Source organism: Rathayibacter sp. AY1E8, from assembly GCF_002931415.1.
Taxonomy (GTDB): Bacteria; Actinomycetota; Actinomycetes; order Actinomycetales; family Microbacteriaceae; genus Rathayibacter.
In genome coordinates, this window is the sequence record NZ_PSVI01000009.1 from 1 (window position 1) to 16,723 (window position 16,723).

Consider the following 16,723-nt stretch of genomic DNA (forward strand, 5'->3'; position numbering starts at 1 on the left):
GGTAGACCCGCTCGATGCCGTCGCGGCTGGAGGAGACCGCGGCGAGCTCGTCGCAGCGGGCCATGATCGCGGCGGCGGGGGGCGCGGTCGTGGTGGCGGGGTCCGTGGTGGAGCCGGTCATGCGCGTGCCGCCCCGTAGACCTCGTAGGCCCCCGCGACTCCGCCGCCCACCGGCACGGAGGCGCCCGCGCGGCGCAGCACCGCCTCCAGCGCCGCCAGGGTGGTCAGCACCGCGTCCGTCCGGGCGTTGTAGCCCATCGTGCCGATGCGCCAGACCTTCCCGTGCAGCGGCCCGAAGGACGTGCCGATCTCGATGCCGAAGTCGGCGAGCATCTCCCCGCGCACCGCGTCACCGTTCACGCCCTGCGGGATGCGCACCGCGACGACGTTCGTCATCTTGTGCCCGACGTCGCCGAACACCTCGAGATCGAGGCCGCGGACTCCGGCGAGCATCGCCGACCCGTGCAGCGCGTGGCGGGCGACCGTCTCGTCCAGGCCCTCCTCGACGACGATGCGGGCGCACTCGCGCGCGCCGTAGAGCATCGTGGTCGCCTCGGTGTGGTGGTTGAGGCGGCGCGGCCCCCAGTAGTCGAAGATCATGCCGAGGTCGAAGTAGTTGGAGCGGACGCGGCGGGCGCTGACAGTGTCGCCCTCGTCGCGGATCCCCGCCTCGATGCTTTTGCGCGACTCGATCACCGCGACGGCCTTCTCCGAGAAGGTGACGGGAGCCGATCCGGACGGGCCGCCCAGGCACTTCTGGAGCCCCGCGGTGACCGCGTCGAGCCCGAGCTCGTCGGTCGCGAAGGCGTTGCCCGCGACGGAGGCGGTGACGTCGGTGTAGAAGAGGGCGCCGTGCTTCTCGCAGAGGGCGCCGAGCTCCTCCAGCGGCTGCGCCATGGTGGTCGACGTGTCGCCGTGGACCACGGCCAGCATCCTCGGCTTCACCCGGGCCAGGGCCTCGGCGATCGCCGAGACGGGGAAGACCTGCCCCCACTCGGCCTCGATCACGTGCACCTCCGCGCCGCAGCGCTCCGCGATCTCCCGGAGGAGGTGCCCGAACCGCCCGAAGACCGGCACGAGCACGCGGTCGCCCGGCTCCAGCATCGAGACCAGCGCCGCCTCGATGCCCGCACGGCTCGTGCCGTCGACGAGCATCGTCTTCTCGTTGCGGGTGCGGAACACCTGCCGGTACAGCTCCTGCGTCTCCGTCATCGTCGCCGTCATGAACGGGTCGTACTGCCCGACCAGCTGCGCCGACATCGCACGCAGGACGCGCGGATCCGCGTTGATCGGGCCCGGCCCCATCAGCAGGCGCGGCGGCGGATCGACGGGGAGGAACGGTGCGGGCGCGGTCATGGGCCACCTCTTCACGAACGGGAGAGAAACAGTCGTTTCACCCGGAGAGCCTATGCGACGGACGTTTCGCCGGTGTTTCGCGGTGTGGCGGGGGTCGAGATTCTCGACAGAAGCTCCTCCACAGGCGTCTTCCGGAAGCGGGTCCTCCCGATCGGGCGCACCTGCGGCCCGCGTGTCGGTGGTCGCTGGTTCAATACGGGTATGGCGGATGGGATGCGGCAGGGACTCGAGGAGGTCCGCGCCCTCGGCGACCGCGCGGCGCTGCTCGCCCGCTCGGCGGCTCCGCTCCACCTCGCCTCCGCCGAGGCGCTGCACGAGGCGTACACGGCTGCTCTGCGTCGCCCGAAGGCGTTCGCGCGCGGCGGGTCTCCCGCCGAGTCGCGCGACCTCGTGGAGCGCTCGGTCCGGGCCGAGCTCGCCGTCGCACTCGCCGTGTCCGAGCGTGTGGCCGCGCGCGAGCTCGAGCACGCCCGCCTGCTGGTCGACCACCTGCCCTGCACGCGCGCCGCGCTGGCCGAGGCGCGGTTGCGCTGGGAGGCGGGGCAGATCATCTGCGGAGTCGCGGCCACCCTGCCGCCGGCCACCCTCCCGGAGTTCGACGAGCGCGCCGCGGGACTGGCCGCCTCGATGACGCCGACCCAGCTGCGGCGACGCCTCGCCCGGCTGCGGGACGAACTCCACGAGAGTCCTCTGGCCGACCGGCACGCCCGCGCTCGGGAGGACCGGTCGGTCCGGGTCTCGCCCGAGCAGGACGGCATGGCCACGCTCTGCGCGACCCTCCCCGCTCCGGCAGCGTTCGGTGCGCTCGCGCGGCTCGACCGGATCGCCCGCGCCCTCCGCGACGGGAGCGGTGCAGCGGAGAAGCGCACGCTCGCGCAGCTGCGGGCCGACGCCCTGGTCGACCTGCTCTGCGACGGCGACGTGTCCGGCACGGCGCCGGGCGACGAGCGTCCGCGCACGTCCGCTCGCGGCATCCGGGCCGAGGTGCGTCTGACCCTCGCCGCGAGCACTGCGGCCGGGCAGGACGAGACCCCCGCGGAACTGGACGGCTACGGCCTCATCCCGGCCGGCGTCGCACGCGAGCTCCTCGGAGCCGACTCGGCCGTCACCCCGGTGCTCACCCATCCGAGCACGGGCGCCGTGGTCTCCGTCGGACGCACGCACCGCCTCCCTCCCCCGCGGATGCGCCTCGCCCTCCAGCTGCGCGACCGGACATGCCGCTTCCCCGGCTGCACCCGGCCCGCGGCGACCGCCGAGGCCGACCACACGCTCGAGTGGCGTCACGGAGGCGCCACCGCCCTCGACAACCTGGCGTCGCTCTGCGTCGCCCACCACCACGTCCGCCACGGCGACCGCTGGACCTACACGCTCCACCCCGACGGATCGGCCGACTGGACCACCCCCACGGGCCGCCGCGTGGTCACCCGTCCACCCGATCCGCCCGCGCCGCCAGCCCCGCCGCAGCGCAGGCCGAGCTTCAGCGATGCGCCGCCCCCGTTCTGACGGCGGAAGGAGCCGCGCTCCTGCGGGCATGCTCCAGCGCGTGCTCCAGCGGGCGTGCTCGTGCACGCCCGCTCGCGCCGCGCGGGTCCGATCCACCGGCCTGTCTCAGCCGAGGGCCGAGCCGTGGAAGACGGTCGTCCGACGCGCCCGCCGACGAACCGGTCCACCGAGCCCGCACTCGCTGCACCCGGGCTCGTTCCACCCTCCGGGCTCGGCGCCCCTGCTCACCGCTGAGATCGCACTCGAGGACAGCGGTCAGCGCAGCGACTCGGCCACGACGGCGCAGCTTCCGCCTCGGATCCACGACGAGGGACGGAGGGACGGAGCGACGGAGCGACGGAGCGACGGAGCGACGGAGGGACGGAGCGAGAGGGAGAGGGAGAGGGAGAGGGAGAGGCGGCGAGCGGGAGAGCGGGTCACGGCTTCCGCCTCGATTCGCGACGAGGGAGAGAACGAGCTCCGGGCGTGGCCCCTCTCAGAGCATGCCGGCCAGCTCCAGCAGTGCGAGATCCGACCCCCGCGGTCCCACCAGGCAGAGCCCCACCGGAGCGCCGCCGACACTCGACCGCGGCACCGACAGCGCCGGATACCCGCCGATCCCGGCGACACAGGTCAGGCCGAGCGTCGCCGTCCGCGCCGCGTCGATCGCCTCGGCCGACGCATCGAGGGCCGGCGCCACCGACGACGTCGACGGCAGGAGGAGCACCCGCCCCTCGAGCGCACGGTCGAGCGCCTCCCGGAACCCCGCGACCCGCGCCCGTGCGGCCGCCTCCGTCTGCTCGTCGACGAGCGAGGCCGCGTCGAAGCGCGCCTGCACGTCCGCCGCCAGCACTCCCGGATGCGCCGCGACCCACGAGCCGCTCGACCGCCACGCCTCCGCCGCCTGCACGAGCCGGAACGCCTCGAGCATCTCCGCCACGGGGGGCAGCTCGACCTCCTCGGTGCTCATCCTCCCGACGGCCGATCCGAACGCCGCCCGGACGGCCGCGTCCACTCCGCCCAGCAGTGCCGGCGCCACCGCGAGACTCCGCACCGGCGGGCCGGACGGCAGGCAGACCTCGGCCACCCGCCTCAGCGTGCCGAGGTCCCGCGTGAGCCACCCGACGGTGTCGAAGCTCGGCGCCAGCGGCAGCAGCCCCTCGACGGGCACTGCACCGTGGGTCGTCCTCAGCCCCCACAGGCCCTGGTAGGAGGCGGGTACCCGGATCGATCCCGCGGTGTCGGTCGCCAGCCCGACGGCTGCCTGCCCGAGCGACACGGCGGTCGCCGGTCCGCTCGACGATCCGCCCGGGATCGCTCCGGGCACGGCCGGATTGGGCGGCGTCCCGTAGCCGGAGTTCCGGCCGGCGATGCTGTAGGCGAACTCATCGGTCTGAGCGATCCCGCGCACCGACGCTCCCGCTGCGAGCAGCTGCGCGACGGCCGGAGCGGTCGCCGCCTCGATCGGCGCGGAAGCGAGGCGGGCCGGCACTCCCGCGCCGATCCGCTGGCCCTCGATCGCGAAGAGGTCCTTGACCGCGACGTCCAGTCCGTCGAGGGTCCCGGAGCCGGCGGCCGGCACGAGCGGCGCGCCGACGGCCCGCCAGACGCGGGGGTCCAGCGCGGGCGAGGGCGCCTGCACCTGCGCGGCGCGCACCCTCCAGGTCCCGCCCTCGCGCGACCACAGCTGCGTGACGAGCCCGCGCCCGCCACGGGCCGGAGCGTTCACGCTGACCACGAGCGCCGTGTCCGCATCGACCGCCCGCACGTGCAGCTCGACCAGCTCCCGCACCGGCGCCCCGCCGCGACGACCCCGGAAGCCGGTGATGACCGCGTGGCCGACGAGCAGTCCGGAGGCGTCGCCCCGGAGCGTCGTCGGCGCGTCCACGAACGCGTCGGCGAGCGCCGCGACGTCGTCAGCCCCGAGCGCCGCCTCGTACGCCAGGACCGCGTCCACCAGCCCGTCCGGCAGGTCGCCCTCGAGCGTCGTCACCCGCGGGTCAGTCATCGAAGTCGGCCGTCCGGACGCGGGCGTGCACGCCCTTCACCAGGTCGACGACCTGCGAGATGTCGAAGTCGGTCGCCGCGCTGAGGTAGGCGTAGGCGTGAGCCGGGTCCATCCCGTAGCGGGCCGCCAGCAGCGCGATGGCCGCGCGGACGCACTTCTGCACGGCGACGTCCAGGTCCTCGTCCATCCCGGTGGGCACGAGGAACTCGCCGGTCTCCCCCATCGGCCCGAGCATCTCCCCGAACGCCGCGATCGCCTCGGCGCGCGGGACGACCTCCAGGCGCACCCGGACGCGCAGGCTCGCCTCCATCGCCGTCAGCGCCACCTCGCCGTCGCCCTGCGCGAAGTGGGGATCGCCGACGTACGCGAGCGCGCCCGGGACCTGCACGGGAAGGTAGAGGCTGGTTCCGGCGGTCAGCAGTGCGATGTCGATGTTGCCCCCGTGCGCACCGGGCGGCACGGAGTGCGGGCGCTCCTCCCCTGCGACGGCGACGCCCATGATCCCGAGGAACGGCCGGAGCGGGAACCGGGCGGCCCGCTCTCCTCCCGGCACCAGCGGGATCACGCCGCGGAGACCGCCCTGCGCGTCCTCGTCGACGCGCGCGAAGACGCTGAACGGCCCCTCCTGCAGCGGGTACTCGCCCGGCAGCGCCCCGCGGCCGTGCCGGTTCGAGACGACTCCGTACGGCACGCGCGGCTCGGCCTCGAGGAGGGTCATCCGGAGCAGGTCCCCCGGCAGCGCTCCCCGGACGGCGATCGGCCCCGTGACCACGTGCGGCCCGTCCGTCTCGCCGTCGCGGAACGGCCCGTCCGCGGCGAGCGCGACCGCGTCGCGCAGCACCCCCTCCGGAGCGACTCCGTGGCGGCCGAAGAAGGCGACCGGATCGCGGCCCTGATCCTCCAGCACGCCCTCGTGGCTGAGCGTGTCGATGACGACCTCGGCCCCCGAGTCGACGGTGAGCACGGACACGTCCGCCGCGCACGGCAGGCGCCCCCACAGCACCGAACCCGGCTCGGCCGGCAGGTAGTCCACCCCCGGCGGCACTCCCTCACCGGGCTGCACCGCCCACTCCGTCCACCGCATGCGCGTCCGCCTCCCGCGCGGCCCGTCCGCGCCGTCCGACCCTAACCGCGCCGTGTTTCGAGCATGTGCACGCGTGTGCCACGATTCTCCAGACCCGCCCCCGACGACAGGACTCCCGTGTTCCGACGCCTGCGCACCCGCTCCGAGGGCGCGACCCTCGGCCTGATGCTCGCCCTCACCTTCTCGACCGGCATCATCGACGCCGTCGGGTACCTCGGGCTCGACCGCGTCTTCGCCGGCAACATGACCGGCAACGTCGTCATCCTCGGCATGGCCCTCTCCGGCGCGGCCGACCTGCCCGTGGTCGGGCCCCTGATCGCGCTGGGCGCCTTCATGATCGGCGCCGTGATCGGCGGCCGGGTGCTCCGCCCGGTGAAGAAGGGCTGGACCTCGCGCTCGACCTGGCTCTTCGCGGTGGTCGGCATCCTGCTCGGCGTCCTGGCGATCGTGCTCGCGGTCGTGCCCGAGCACCCCGAGCCGCTCGCCTTCACCGTTACCGGCGTGCTGGGCGGGGCGATGGGCCTCCAGGCCGCGACCGCCCGCCACCTCGCTGTCAAGGACGTCACGACGGTCGTCGTCACCTCGACGATCACCGGCCTCGCCGCGGACTCCCGTCTGGCGGGAGGCTCCGGTCAGCCGTGGTTCCGCCGCGCGGCCGCGATCGTCCTGATCGCCGCGGGTGCCGGAGTTGGCGCGCTCGCCCTGCTGGTCGGGCTCTGGCTCGGCCTCGCGATCGCCGCCGTCATCACGCTCGTCGCGACGCTGCTGGGCGAGCTCGTCGTCCACTCCCGGTACGCTCCGGCGCCCGCCGACGCCGCCGCCTGAGGCGGCGCCTCCCGGCGCGTCAGCGCGGCAGTTGCTGGCAGTGCGGGCAGAGGTGCGAGGAGCGGTTCATGAACGGCACCCGCACGATCGCCGCGCCGCACCGGGCGCAGGGCTTCCCCGTCTGCCCGTAGGCATGCAGGCTGTGCGAGAAGTAGCCGGAGGCACCGTTCACGTTCACGTACTGCGCATCGAAGCTGGTGCCGCCCTCGGCCAGCGCCCGTTCGAGCACCGAGCGCACCTCGGCGAAGAGGCGGCGGATGCGCGCCTCGCCGAGCGACGAGCTCGGCCGCTCCGGGTGCAGCTCCGCCGCCCACAGCGACTCGTCCGCGTAGATGTTCCCGATGCCGCTCACGAGCGTCTGGTCGAGCAGCGCCCGCTTGATCCCGCTGCTCCTCCTCGCCAGCGACGCGACGACCGAGCCCAGGTCGAAGGAGGGGTCGAGCGGATCGCGGGCGATGTGCGCGACCTGCGAGGGCACGGCGCGCAGCCAGCCGCCTCCGCGGACCTCCTCGCCCGCGTAGCCGCCCGGCGCTCCGTCCGGGGTCGGCACCAGAGCGTCGACCGCCATCGAGCCGAAGATCCGCTGGTCGACGAAGTGCAGGGCGAGCTCGCCGTGCTCGGGGTGCTCGATCCCGATCCGGATGCGCGCCAGCCGCGGCAGCGCCGCATCCGCCGTGCGCAGCAGCACCTGGCCGCTCATGCCGAGGTGCACCAGCAGCGCTTCGTCGCGGCCCGCGGGCAGCCAGAGGAACTTCCCGCGCCGCACCGCCGCTTCGAGCCGGCGCCCGACGAGCAGGCGCTCGAAGGTCCCGTGCGGATGCACGTGCCGCTTCAGCGAGCGCTCGTCGACGATCTCGACGCCGGTCACCAGCGAGCCGGTGACCGCGGGAGCGAGACCCGCCCGCACCACCTCGACCTCGGGCAGCTCGGGCACGGTCAGTCCGAGACCGCGGGAGCGGCGGGTGCGCCGGGGGCCGCCAGACGCGTCCACGCGTCGAGCGCGGCGGCCATCTCGGCCGCCTTCTTGCTCGTCCCCTCGCCGCGGGCCGTGACGAGTCCGCCGACGATCACGGTGGCGACGAACACCTTGTTGTGGTCGGGGCCGGTGGCGGCGATCTCGTAGCGCGGGGCCGGCGCACCGCGCTCGGCGGCCGCCTCCTGCAAGCTCGTCTTCGGATCCATCGAGACGCCGAAGCGGAGCGGATCGGCCCGCAGAGGGGCGATCAGGCGCAGCACCAGGTCGCGGGCCGCGTCGGGCCCGGTGCCCAGGTAGACGGCGCCGATGATGGCCTCGACGGTGTCGGCGAGGATCGACGCCTTGTCGCGGCCGCCGGTCAGCTCCTCGCCGCGTCCGAGGCGGAGGAACTCGCCCAGGCCGATGCCGCGGGCGATCTCGGCGAGCGCGACGGTCGAGACCAGGCTCGCCCGGCGCTTGGCCAGGTCGCCCTCGCTGAGGGCGGGGTACTCGGTGTAGAGCATGACGGTCACGGCCTGCCCGAGGATCGAGTCGCCGAGGAACTCGAGGCGCTCGTTGTGCGGGATGCCGCCGTGCTCGAAAGCGAACGACCGGTGCGTCAGGGCGAGCTCGAAGAGCTCACCGTCGAGGCTCACGCCGAGCGTGGCCTCCAGACGCGACCGGTCGTCGCTGGAGGGTCGTGCGGAGGTCTGGTTCACCATGGACCGCGGTCCGTTCGTCGAGAGGCGGTGCGCCCCGCGCCGTGCGGACCAGGAGCGGGATCAGACGTCGGCGACCTTGCGGCCCTTGTACTCGAGGAACAGCGCGGTGCCCGCGGAGTCCTCGACGACCTTGGCGCGGTGGGGAAGGCTGTAGACGACCTTGCCGTTCTCGATGGTCTTGACGAGGGTGGGGACCTCGGCCTTCCACTGCGAACGACGGGCGTGGGTGTTCGCGCGGGACTTCTTCCTCTTGGGAACAGCCATGATTCTCTCTTCTCTACCTCTAGTCGGATTCGGTGCGGGCGGTCGCGCCCTCACCGCTGTCTGCGGAAGCTCTGTCGGTGGAAGCTCCGGGCGCTGCGGCCCCGCCGTCCCCCTCGCTCAACCCTGCGAGCGCGGCCCACCGGGAGTCGCGCGGCGCCTCGGGTTCGGGCGTGGAGGAATCGGCCAGCCGCTCCCCCGTGACGGGGTCGAGGCCCGGACAGTCCGGCCGGCAGACCGGCTGGAACGGCAGCGACAGAACCACCGCATCCCTGACCAGAGGTTCAAGATCCACGTGGTCGTCGTGAACCTCATAGTCGAAAGCTTCGTCAGAAGAGTACGCGAAAAGTTCCTGGAACTCGACATCGACAGGCAGGGAGATGTCGGTCAGGCACCGGCTGCACTCGCCGTCGGCCCTCGCCGACACCTCGACACTGGCCAGGATCCCCTCGTGCACGGACTCGAGTCGGACGTCGAGATCGACGGCCGATCCCTTGCGGACCGCGACGATCCCCTCGCCGAACTGCTCCGGCGCCTCGAGCTCGAGGCGGTGCTCACGCATCTCGCCCGGTCGCCTCACGAGGTCGCGCACGTTCACGGTGAACGGCGTCTTCTTGAAAGTAGTCACGAGGGTCCAGCCTACCCCTCCCGGCCCCCTCCGGGGCCGGAGGGGCCGGGAGAAGCCGGGAGGGGCGGAGTCCGGGCTCAGGCGCCGCCGGCCTCCAGCGTCACGTCGATCGGCGCGTAGTCGGCACCGCTCGTGTCCACTCCCTCGTCGGCGAGCTCCGCGAGCGCCTCCTCGACGTACTCGTTCGAGTAGGCGGTGGCGGGCGGGTCCGCGCTGATGATCGTCGCCCCCGTCTCGTTCTCCGTCTCCTTCGCGATGTCGACCGTCTGCTGCCACGCGGCCTCGTCGATCATCCCGACGCCGCTCGTCGAGGGCCAGATCAGCTTGTTGACCTCGTTGGTCATCCAGAGCTGGTGGCTGGTGCCGAGGGTGGATCCGGCCGCGGTGACGATGTCGGCCGCCGCCTGCGGATCGTCCTTCGCGAAGATCCAGCCCTTGATCGAGGCCTTGATGAAGGCGACCGTCTGCTCGGCGTACGCGTCGTCGTCGGCGAGCCTGCCCGCGTCCGCCCAGATCGCGTCCTGGAGCATCGCGGTGCCCACGTCGTTCCAGCTGATGACGTTCAGATCGTCCGGCTGGTACAGCTCGCCTGTGGCGGGATTCACGGTCTCCAGGACCTGGGCGTACTCGTTGTAGGTCATCGCCTGGGCCGCGTCGATGTCGCCCGCGAGGAAGCCGTTCATGTCGAACTGCTGCTGCACCAGCGAGATGTCGTCGAGGGAGACGCCGTCCTTCTGCATGCCGGCGAACAGCTCCCACTCGTTGCCGTAGCCCCAGCTGCCCACGCTCTTCCCGGCCAGGTCGGCCGGCGAGGTGATCCCCTTGTCCTTGAAGGAGATCTGCGTGGTGGCGCTGCGCTCGAAGATCTGCGCGACGTCGGTGATCCCGGCCCCCTGCTCGATCGAGCCGAGGACCTTGGGCACCCAGGAGATCGCGTAGTCCGCGTCGCCCGAGGCGAGCACGTCCTGAGGGACGATGTCGCCGCCTCCCTCGGCGATCGTCACGTCGAGGCCCTCGTCCTCGTAGTAGCCCTGGTCGAGCGCGGCGTAGTACCCGGCGAACTGCGCCTGGGCCACCCACTGCAGCTGCAGGATGACCGGCGTGAGGCCGCCGGAGCCGGAATCCGACCCCGACTCGGAGCCGCCGGAGGCGCTGCAGCCGGTGAGCGCGAGGCCCACGGCCGCGAAGGCGGCGGTCGTCGTCAGGGTGATGCGGGTGCGTCTGGTCACGGGTCCTCCTGGTGCGGTCTGCGGGGTCGCCGGTGCGGCGCGCCCCGTGGTGCGGCGGTGCAGGTGGTGCTGTGGTGCAGGTGGCGCTGTGGTGCAGGTGGCGCTGATGATGCGGGCGGTGCGGATGGTGCGTCGGGTGGAGTCGGGAATCGGGAGGATCGAGGAGGGTGCGGGGACGCGCGGCGCCGCGCTCAGCGCAGCCGGCTGCGGCGCAGCGCGAACGCCTCGAGCGCGGCCGTCACGCAGTAGAACGCGAGGCCGACGAGCACAGCGCCCAGGACGTAGGCGTAGGCGAGCGCGTAGTCGCTGCCCGAGGCCGCCGTCGTGATCGACTTGCCGAGCCCGCCCACGGGTCCGCCGAAGTACTCGGCGACCAGCGCCGAGATCACCGCGAGCGAGGAGGCGATGCGGAGCCCCGTGAAGACGTAGGGCACTGCTCCCGGCAGCGTGATCGTGCGGGCGGTCTGCCAGGGGGTCGCCGCGTAGGCCTTCAGCAGGTCGCGGTGCACCGGAGCGGCCTGCCGCAGCCCGCGCAGCGTCGTCACGTACACCGGCACGAACACGGCGAGCGCCGCGACGAGCTGCCTCGCGGTCTCGGCGTTCGCTCCGAACATCGTGTAGAGCACCGGAGCGAGGGCGACGATCGGCACGACAGCGGCCGCGGCCACGATCGGCGCGACCAGTCCGTCGAACACCCGCGCGAGCGCCGAGAGTCCGGCGACCACGACCGCCAGCACCGCGCCGACCAGCAGGCCGACCAGCGCGTTGCGGCCGGTCACCGCGCTGCCCTCGGCGACGGAGCCGAGGTTCGCGGCGAACTCCCGTCCGATCGCCAGCGGCGACGGGAGCACGAACGGCTGGATCGCCAGAGCGGTGACCCCGGCCTGCCAGAGCAGGACCGCGGCGATCCCGAGCACGACCGGCGCGAGCACGCTGCGCGCCAGCGCCGTCGTGCTCACCGGCTCTCCACTCCGCGCGGCACGGCGGCGGGATCGCCGTGCAGCAGCTCGCGCACGGCGCTCACGTCGCGGAAGAACGCCGTGTCCTCCCTGACCGCCGCGTCGCGCTCGGATGCTCCGGCGAGTCCGACCGGGAGGACGTCGCGGATCCTGCCCGGCCGCGGCGACATCACCACGACGCGGTCCGAGAGGAACACCGCCTCCGGGATCGAGTGGGTGACGAAGACGACGGCGGCGCCGGTCTCGCGCCGGATCCGCAGCAGCTCCGTCTGCATCCGCTCGCGGGTCATCTCGTCGAGCGCCCCGAACGGCTCGTCCATGAGGAGCAGGCGCGGGCTCTCGGCGAGCGCCCGCGCGATGGCGACGCGCTGCTGCATCCCGCCGGAGAGCTGGTCCGGGTAGGAGTCGGCGAAGTCGCCGAGCCCGACCAGTGCCAGCAGCTCGTCGACGCGCGAGCGCCGGGCGGTCGCGGCGACGCCGTGCAGCTCCAGCGGCAGGGCGATGTTCGCCCGGATCGTGCGCCACGGCAGGAGGCCCGCCTGCTGGAACGCGATCCCGTAGTCCTGGTCGAGCCTCGCCTGCCGGGCCGTCTTGCCGAACACCGCGATCGAGCCGGAGTCCGGCTCGTCGAGGTCGGCGATCAGCCGCAGCAGCGTCGACTTGCCGCAGCCGGACGGGCCGATCAGCGAGACGAACTCCCCCGCGGCCACCTCGAGCGAGACGTCCTGGAGCGCCGTGACGCTCGCGGCGCGGGCGGTGGTGAAGGTCCTCGTGACGGAGTCGACGACGACCGCGGATCCTGCAGGGCTCATGCGGGCTGCTCCCCTCGGCGGTACGGACGGAGGAGGGTGCCGAGCAGAGCGACGGCGCCGGCGGCCGCGAGGCCCACCAGCACCGCCCCGAGGATCGGCGCCCAGGGCTTGGCGGGGTCGCCTCCGGCAGCGGAGGCGAACTCGATGATCATGCGGCCGATCCCGCCGCGCAGGCCGATCGAGACCTCGGCGACGATCGTGCCGACGACGGCGCTGACCGCTCCGAGCCGGAGGGCCGGCAGCAGGTAGGGCACGCTCGCCGGCAGCCTCAGGCGCACCAGCGTCTTCCACCAGCCGACGCCGTAGACGTGCATCAGCTCGACCTGGTGGGCCGTCGGCGAGCCGAGCCCGCGGAGCGCCCCGATCGAGACGGGGAAGAACGCGAGGTAGGAGGCGATCAGGGCCACCGACATCCAGTTCTCCCAAGTCACCGGTCCGAGCTCGAGCTGCGACCCCCAGCGCCGCACCAGTGGGGCGATCGCGATCAGGGGCACCGTCTGGCTCAGCACGATCCAGGGCAGCACCGCCGACTCCGCCGTGCGGAACCGCTGCATCAGGAGAGCCAGGAGCAGCCCCACGACCGTGCCGACGACCCAGCCGACCGCGGCGATCCCGAGCGAGAAGGCGCTCGCCCCCAGGACGGCCGACCAGAGCGCCGGGGCGTTCCGCGCTCCGGTGACCGGCTCGCCGAGCCGGGCCGCGATCTCCCAGAGGTGGGGCATCGCGATGGCGCTCGTGCGCGGGAGCACCGTGACTCCTCCGACGACCACCCCGGCCTCGGGCCCGAGCACCTTCCAGCCCTCCCACACCAGCGCGAGCAGGAGCAGCCCGGCGGCGCCGAGCACGAGCCCGCGCGCGAGGGCCGGTCTCATGCGCGGGCCACGATGTGCTCGCGCAGCTCCGGGATGATCCGCTCGCCGTACACGCGCAGCGTCTCCTCCTTGTTGTCGTGCTGGAGGTAGCCCGCGAACTGCGTCACGCCGATGTCGGCGAGCGCCCGGAGCTTCTCGACGTGCTCGTCCGCCGTGCCCAGCACGCAGAAGCGCTCCACGATCTCGTCCGGCACGAAGGCGGTGTGGCTGTTGCCCGCGCGGCCGTGCTCGTTGTAGTCGTAGCCCTCGCGCCCGGCGATGTAGTCCGTCAGCGCCTGCGGCACCGCTCCGGAGGCGCCGTAGCGGCCCACGATGTCGGCCACGTGGTTGCCGACCATCCCGCCGAACCAGCGGCACTGGTCGCGCATGTGCTCCCGGTCGGTGCCGATGTACATCGGCGCCGCGACGCAGAACTGCAGCGACTCGGGATCCCGGCCGGCGTTCGCCGCCGCCTCCTTGACGGCGCCGATCATCCAGCGCGCGATGTCCACATCGGCCAGCTGCAGGATGAAGCCGTCGCCGACCTCGCCCGCGAGCTTCAGGGCGAGCGGGCCGTAGGCGGCCACCCACATCTCCAGGGACGAGCCCCGGCTCCACGGGAACTGCAGCGTCTGGCCGTTGTACTCGACCGGACGGCTGTTGGCGAGCTCGCGGATGACGTGGATCGACTCCCGCAGCGTCTTGAGCGTCGTCGGAGCTCCTCCGGTCACCCTCACCGCCGAGTCGCCGCGTCCGATCCCGCACACCGTGCGGTTCCCGTACATCTCGTTGAGCGTCGCGTGCAGCGAGGCGATGACCGTCCAGTCGCGCGTGGCGGGGTTGGTGACCATCGGGCCGACCGTGATCCGGTGCGTCCTCTCGAGGATCTGCGAGTAGATCACGTAGGGCTCCTGCCAGAGCAGGTGCGAGTCGAAGGTCCACGCGTAGTCGAAGCCGTGCGTCTCCGCGAGGACGGCGAGCGCGACGGTGCGCGAGGCGGGCGGGTTGGTCTGGAGGACGACTCCGAAGTCCATGGGGTTCCTTCTGCTCGATCAGGTGCTGGCTCGGATCGGGTGCCGGCTCAGATCAGGTACTGGCTCAGACCGCGCGGGATGTACGCCCCGTCGCCCTTCGTGCCGACGTAGGAGCCGTCGTCGACGACGACCCTGCCGCGGGAGATCACCGTGTCGACGTGGCCGTCGATCTCGAAGCCCTCCCAGGCCGAGTAGTCCATGTTCATGTGGTGGCTTCGGCCCTCGCCGATCCCGATCGAGGTGTGCCCGCTCGGGTCGTAGACGACGACGTCGCCGTCGGCCCCGGGCTGGATGACGCCCTTCCTCCCGTACATCCCGAACATCCGCGCCGGGGTGGTCGAGGTGAGCTCGACCCAGCGCGGCAGGGAGATCTGCCCCGACACCACGCCCTGGTACATCAGGTCCATCCGGTGCTCCACCGAGCCGATGCCGTTGGGGATCTTCGAGAAGTCGCCGATCCCCATGTCCTTCTGGCCCTTCATGCAGAAGGGGCAGTGATCGGTCGAGACCATCTGGATGTCGTTGGTGCGCAGCGACTGCCACATGTGGTGCTGATGCCCCTCCGCCTTCGAGCGCAGCGGCGTGGAGCACACCCACTTCGCGCCCTCGAAGCCCGGCGCGCCGAGCTGCTCCTCGAGCGAGAGGTAGAGGTACTGCGGGCAGGTCTCGCCGAAGACGTTCATGCCGCGGTCGCGGGCCTGCGCGATCTGCTCCACCGCCTGCTTCGCGGAGACGTGCACCACGTACAGCGGCGCGCCGGTGAGGTCGGCGATCATGATCGCCCGGTGCGTCGCCTCCTCCTCCGCCTGCCAGGGGCGAGAGGTGCCGTGGAAGTACGGCGCGGTGTTCCCGGCGGCGAGGGTCTGCTTCACCAGTTCGTCGATGAGGGCGCCGTTCTCGGCGTGCATCATCATCATCGCGCCGTTCTCCGCGCCCTTCTGGAACGCCCGGAGGATCTGCCCGTCGTCCGAGAGGAACACGCCCTTGTAGGCCATGAACAGCTTGAAGCTGGTCACCCCCTCGCGCATCAGCTCGTCCATCGCGACGAGCGAGGAGTCCTGCACGTCCGAGAGGATCTGGTGGAAGCCGTAGTCGATCGCGCAGTTGCCGGCCGCCTTCTCCTGCCACGCCTGGAACCGGTCGACGACGCTCTCGCCCGGGTACTGCACCACGAAGTCGACGATCGACGTCGTGCCGCCCCAGGCCGCGGCGCGCGTGCCGGTCTCGAAGGTGTCCGAGGCGGAGGTGCCGCCGAACGGCATCTCCATGTGCGTGTGCGCGTCGATCCCGCCCGGGATGACGTACTTGCCGCGCGCGTCGATCACCCGGTCGACGTGGGCCGCCAGGTCGAAGCCCAGCAGCGTGGAGCCGGGGGCGAGGACGGCGGCGATGGTCTCGCCGTCGATCAGGACGTCTGCGGCTCCGGTGCCGGTCGCGTTGACGACCGTCCCGCCGGTGATGAGGGTCTTCATCGGTCTTCCCCGTCTCGGTCTGCGGTCACGGCTTCGGAATGCTGGTGTACGACTCCGGCCGGCGGTCCCGGTAGAACTGCCAGTCGTCGCGCATCTCCTGCACCATGTCCATCTCGAGGTCGCGGATCAGGATCTCCTCGGCCTCGCCCGAGCCCCGCTCGCCGACGAACTCCCCGCGCGGATCGATGATCTGGCTGGTGCCGTAGAAGTCGACCGCGAGGTCGCCGTACTCGTTGTCCTCCCGGCCGACGCGGTTGGGCTGCAGCACGAAGTAGCCGTTCGCCACCGCGGCCGCCGGGCCCTCGACCTCCCAGAGGCGGTTCGACAGGCCGGGCTTGGTGGCGTTGGGGTTGAAGACGAGGTGGGCGCCGTTCAGGCCCAGCTCCCGCCAGCCCTCCGGGAAGTGGCGGTCGTAGCAGATGTGGACGCCGACCTTGCCGACCGCGGTGTCGAAGACCGGGAAGCCGAGGTTCCCGGGCCGGAAGTAGAACTTCTCCCAGAAGCGGTCCAGGTGCGGGATGTGGTGCTTGCGGTACTTGCCGAGGATCGTCCCGTCGGCGTCGACCACGACCGCGGTGTTGTAGTAGACGCCGGTCTGCTCCTCCTCGTAGATCGGGAGGATCATCACCACGCCCAGCTCCTTCGCGAGGGCCGCGAAGCGCTGCACGATCGGCCCGTCGGCGGGCTCGGCGTAGCGGTAGTACTTCTTGTCCTGGGTGATGCCGAAGTACGGGCCGTAGAACAGCTCCTGGAAGCAGACGATCTGCGCGCCGTCGGCTGCGGCGTCCCGGGCCATCCGCTCGTGCTTGTCGAGCATCGACTCCTTGTCGCCGGTCCAGGTCGTCTGGGTGATCGCTGCGCGGACGATGGTCATCGGTACCTCCATGCTCGGGCGTCCCTGTCCGGCTCCGGTGTGCTCCGCCGGGCGGTGCGGAGCCGGGGACGTGGACCCACTGTGGTCCCCGCCGGGCCCGAAGGCAATGACGGACCATCCGGCTCCGGGGACAGGGCTTCATCGTCGGGGTTCGACGTTTCCCTGGTGTTT

The 16,723-nt window shown here is 72.4% G+C and carries 16 protein-coding genes; 2 read left to right on the plus strand and 14 right to left on the minus strand.

All coding sequences use genetic code 11. From position 1 onward, the window contains the following. Nucleotides 1-117: 117 nt before the first annotated feature. Entirely contained in the window at nt 118-1,356 is a 1,239-nt protein-coding gene (locus C5C74_RS03940; protein ID WP_258064089.1) for an alanine--glyoxylate aminotransferase family protein, read from the minus strand. Nucleotides 1,357-1,569: 213 nt separating this feature from the next. Here C5C74_RS03940 and C5C74_RS03945 point away from each other — a divergent pair, with 213 nt between their 5' ends. Next, nucleotides 1,570-2,859 (plus strand): HNH endonuclease signature motif containing protein, encoded by a 1,290-nt coding sequence (locus tag C5C74_RS03945; protein WP_104351017.1) that lies wholly within the window; start codon nt 1,570-1,572, stop codon nt 2,857-2,859. 475 nt (nt 2,860-3,334) lie between these two features. Here C5C74_RS03945 and C5C74_RS03950 read toward each other — a convergent pair whose 3' ends face one another. After that, the gene (locus tag C5C74_RS03950) at nt 3,335-4,846 is read right to left on the minus strand and encodes an AtzH-like domain-containing protein (protein WP_104288501.1); all 1,512 of its coding nucleotides are present in this window, start codon (nt 4,844-4,846) and stop codon (nt 3,335-3,337) included. Then, complete coding sequence (locus tag C5C74_RS03955) at nt 4,839-5,930, minus strand: acetamidase/formamidase family protein (protein ID WP_104351018.1); 1,092 nt, start codon at nt 5,928-5,930, stop codon at nt 4,839-4,841. The genes C5C74_RS03950 and C5C74_RS03955 overlap by 8 nt, the downstream gene beginning before the upstream one ends. 117 nt (nt 5,931-6,047) lie before the next feature. Between C5C74_RS03955 and C5C74_RS03960 the strand changes: the two genes are divergently transcribed. Then, nucleotides 6,048-6,755, plus strand: a complete 708-nt coding sequence (locus C5C74_RS03960) for a YoaK family protein (protein WP_308470741.1) — start codon at nt 6,048-6,050, stop codon at nt 6,753-6,755. A 19-nt stretch (nt 6,756-6,774) separates the two neighbouring features. On the opposite strand, the gene mutM is transcribed toward C5C74_RS03960, so the two are convergent. From mutM to C5C74_RS04015, 11 genes are all read right to left on the minus strand, one after another. Next, nucleotides 6,775-7,689 (minus strand): bifunctional DNA-formamidopyrimidine glycosylase/DNA-(apurinic or apyrimidinic site) lyase, encoded by a 915-nt coding sequence (gene mutM, locus C5C74_RS03965; protein ID WP_104283536.1) that lies wholly within the window; start codon nt 7,687-7,689, stop codon nt 6,775-6,777. 2 nt (nt 7,690-7,691) lie between these two features. Then, entirely contained in the window at nt 7,692-8,432 is a 741-nt protein-coding gene (rnc, locus tag C5C74_RS03970) for a ribonuclease III (RefSeq protein ID WP_104250952.1), read from the minus strand. 60 nt (nt 8,433-8,492) lie between these two features. Further along, a complete protein-coding gene (gene rpmF, locus C5C74_RS03975) occupies nt 8,493-8,696 on the minus strand; it encodes a 50S ribosomal protein L32 (RefSeq protein ID WP_104223482.1) in 204 nt (67 codons plus the stop codon). 19 nt (nt 8,697-8,715) lie between these two features. Next, nucleotides 8,716-9,255, minus strand: coding sequence for a DUF177 domain-containing protein (locus C5C74_RS03980; RefSeq protein WP_104226701.1), 540 nt, complete (start codon nt 9,253-9,255; stop codon nt 8,716-8,718). A 143-nt stretch (nt 9,256-9,398) separates the two neighbouring features. Next, nucleotides 9,399-10,550 carry an ABC transporter substrate-binding protein gene (locus C5C74_RS03985; RefSeq protein ID WP_258064090.1) on the minus strand — a complete coding sequence of 384 codons (1,152 nt, stop codon included), beginning with the start codon at nt 10,548-10,550 and terminating at the stop codon, nt 9,399-9,401. Nucleotides 10,551-10,741: 191 nt separating this feature from the next. After that, entirely contained in the window at nt 10,742-11,509 is a 768-nt protein-coding gene (locus C5C74_RS03990; RefSeq protein WP_104308363.1) for an ABC transporter permease, read from the minus strand. After that, nucleotides 11,506-12,321, minus strand: a complete 816-nt coding sequence (locus C5C74_RS03995) for an ABC transporter ATP-binding protein (RefSeq protein ID WP_104327926.1) — start codon at nt 12,319-12,321, stop codon at nt 11,506-11,508. Before C5C74_RS03995 ends, C5C74_RS03990 begins: the two co-directional genes overlap by 4 nt. Continuing rightward, entirely contained in the window at nt 12,318-13,193 is an 876-nt protein-coding gene (locus tag C5C74_RS04000) for an ABC transporter permease (protein ID WP_104335055.1), read from the minus strand. The genes C5C74_RS03995 and C5C74_RS04000 overlap by 4 nt, the downstream gene beginning before the upstream one ends. Further along, complete coding sequence (locus C5C74_RS04005) at nt 13,190-14,206, minus strand: TIGR03842 family LLM class F420-dependent oxidoreductase (protein WP_104226663.1); 1,017 nt, start codon at nt 14,204-14,206, stop codon at nt 13,190-13,192. Before C5C74_RS04005 ends, C5C74_RS04000 begins: the two co-directional genes overlap by 4 nt. Before the next feature lie 47 nt (nt 14,207-14,253). Continuing rightward, nucleotides 14,254-15,678, minus strand: a complete 1,425-nt coding sequence (gene hydA, locus C5C74_RS04010) for a dihydropyrimidinase (protein WP_104223477.1) — start codon at nt 15,676-15,678, stop codon at nt 14,254-14,256. 25 nt (nt 15,679-15,703) lie between these two features. After that, entirely contained in the window at nt 15,704-16,552 is an 849-nt protein-coding gene (locus C5C74_RS04015) for a nitrilase-related carbon-nitrogen hydrolase (RefSeq protein ID WP_104223476.1), read from the minus strand. Nucleotides 16,553-16,723: the final 171 nt, after the last annotated feature.

Excerpts from the sequence above, each read along its gene's own strand:
- C5C74_RS04005 (WP_104226663.1), bottom strand. The coding sequence starts at position 14,206 with ATGGACTTCGGAGTCGTCCTCCAGACCAACCCGCCCGCCTCGCGCACC.
- C5C74_RS03995 (WP_104327926.1), bottom strand. The coding sequence starts at position 12,321 with ATGAGCCCTGCAGGATCCGCGGTCGTCGTCGACTCCGTCACGAGGACC.
- C5C74_RS03955 (WP_104351018.1), bottom strand. The coding sequence starts at position 5,930 with ATGCGGTGGACGGAGTGGGCGGTGCAGCCCGGTGAGGGAGTGCCGCCG.
- C5C74_RS04000 (WP_104335055.1), bottom strand. The coding sequence starts at position 13,193 with ATGAGACCGGCCCTCGCGCGCGGGCTCGTGCTCGGCGCCGCCGGGCTG.
- C5C74_RS03980 (WP_104226701.1), bottom strand. The coding sequence starts at position 9,255 with ATGCGTGAGCACCGCCTCGAGCTCGAGGCGCCGGAGCAGTTCGGCGAG.
- rpmF (WP_104223482.1), bottom strand. The coding sequence starts at position 8,696 with ATGGCTGTTCCCAAGAGGAAGAAGTCCCGCGCGAACACCCACGCCCGT.
- rnc (WP_104250952.1), bottom strand. The coding sequence starts at position 8,432 with ATGGTGAACCAGACCTCCGCACGACCCTCCAGCGACGACCGGTCGCGT.
- hydA (WP_104223477.1), bottom strand. The coding sequence starts at position 15,678 with ATGAAGACCCTCATCACCGGCGGGACGGTCGTCAACGCGACCGGCACC.
- C5C74_RS04015 (WP_104223476.1), bottom strand. The coding sequence starts at position 16,552 with ATGACCATCGTCCGCGCAGCGATCACCCAGACGACCTGGACCGGCGAC.
- C5C74_RS03940 (WP_258064089.1), bottom strand. The coding sequence starts at position 1,356 with ATGACCGCGCCCGCACCGTTCCTCCCCGTCGATCCGCCGCCGCGCCTG.
- C5C74_RS03950 (WP_104288501.1), bottom strand. The coding sequence starts at position 4,846 with ATGACTGACCCGCGGGTGACGACGCTCGAGGGCGACCTGCCGGACGGG.
- C5C74_RS03945 (WP_104351017.1), top strand. The coding sequence starts at position 1,570 with ATGCGGCAGGGACTCGAGGAGGTCCGCGCCCTCGGCGACCGCGCGGCG.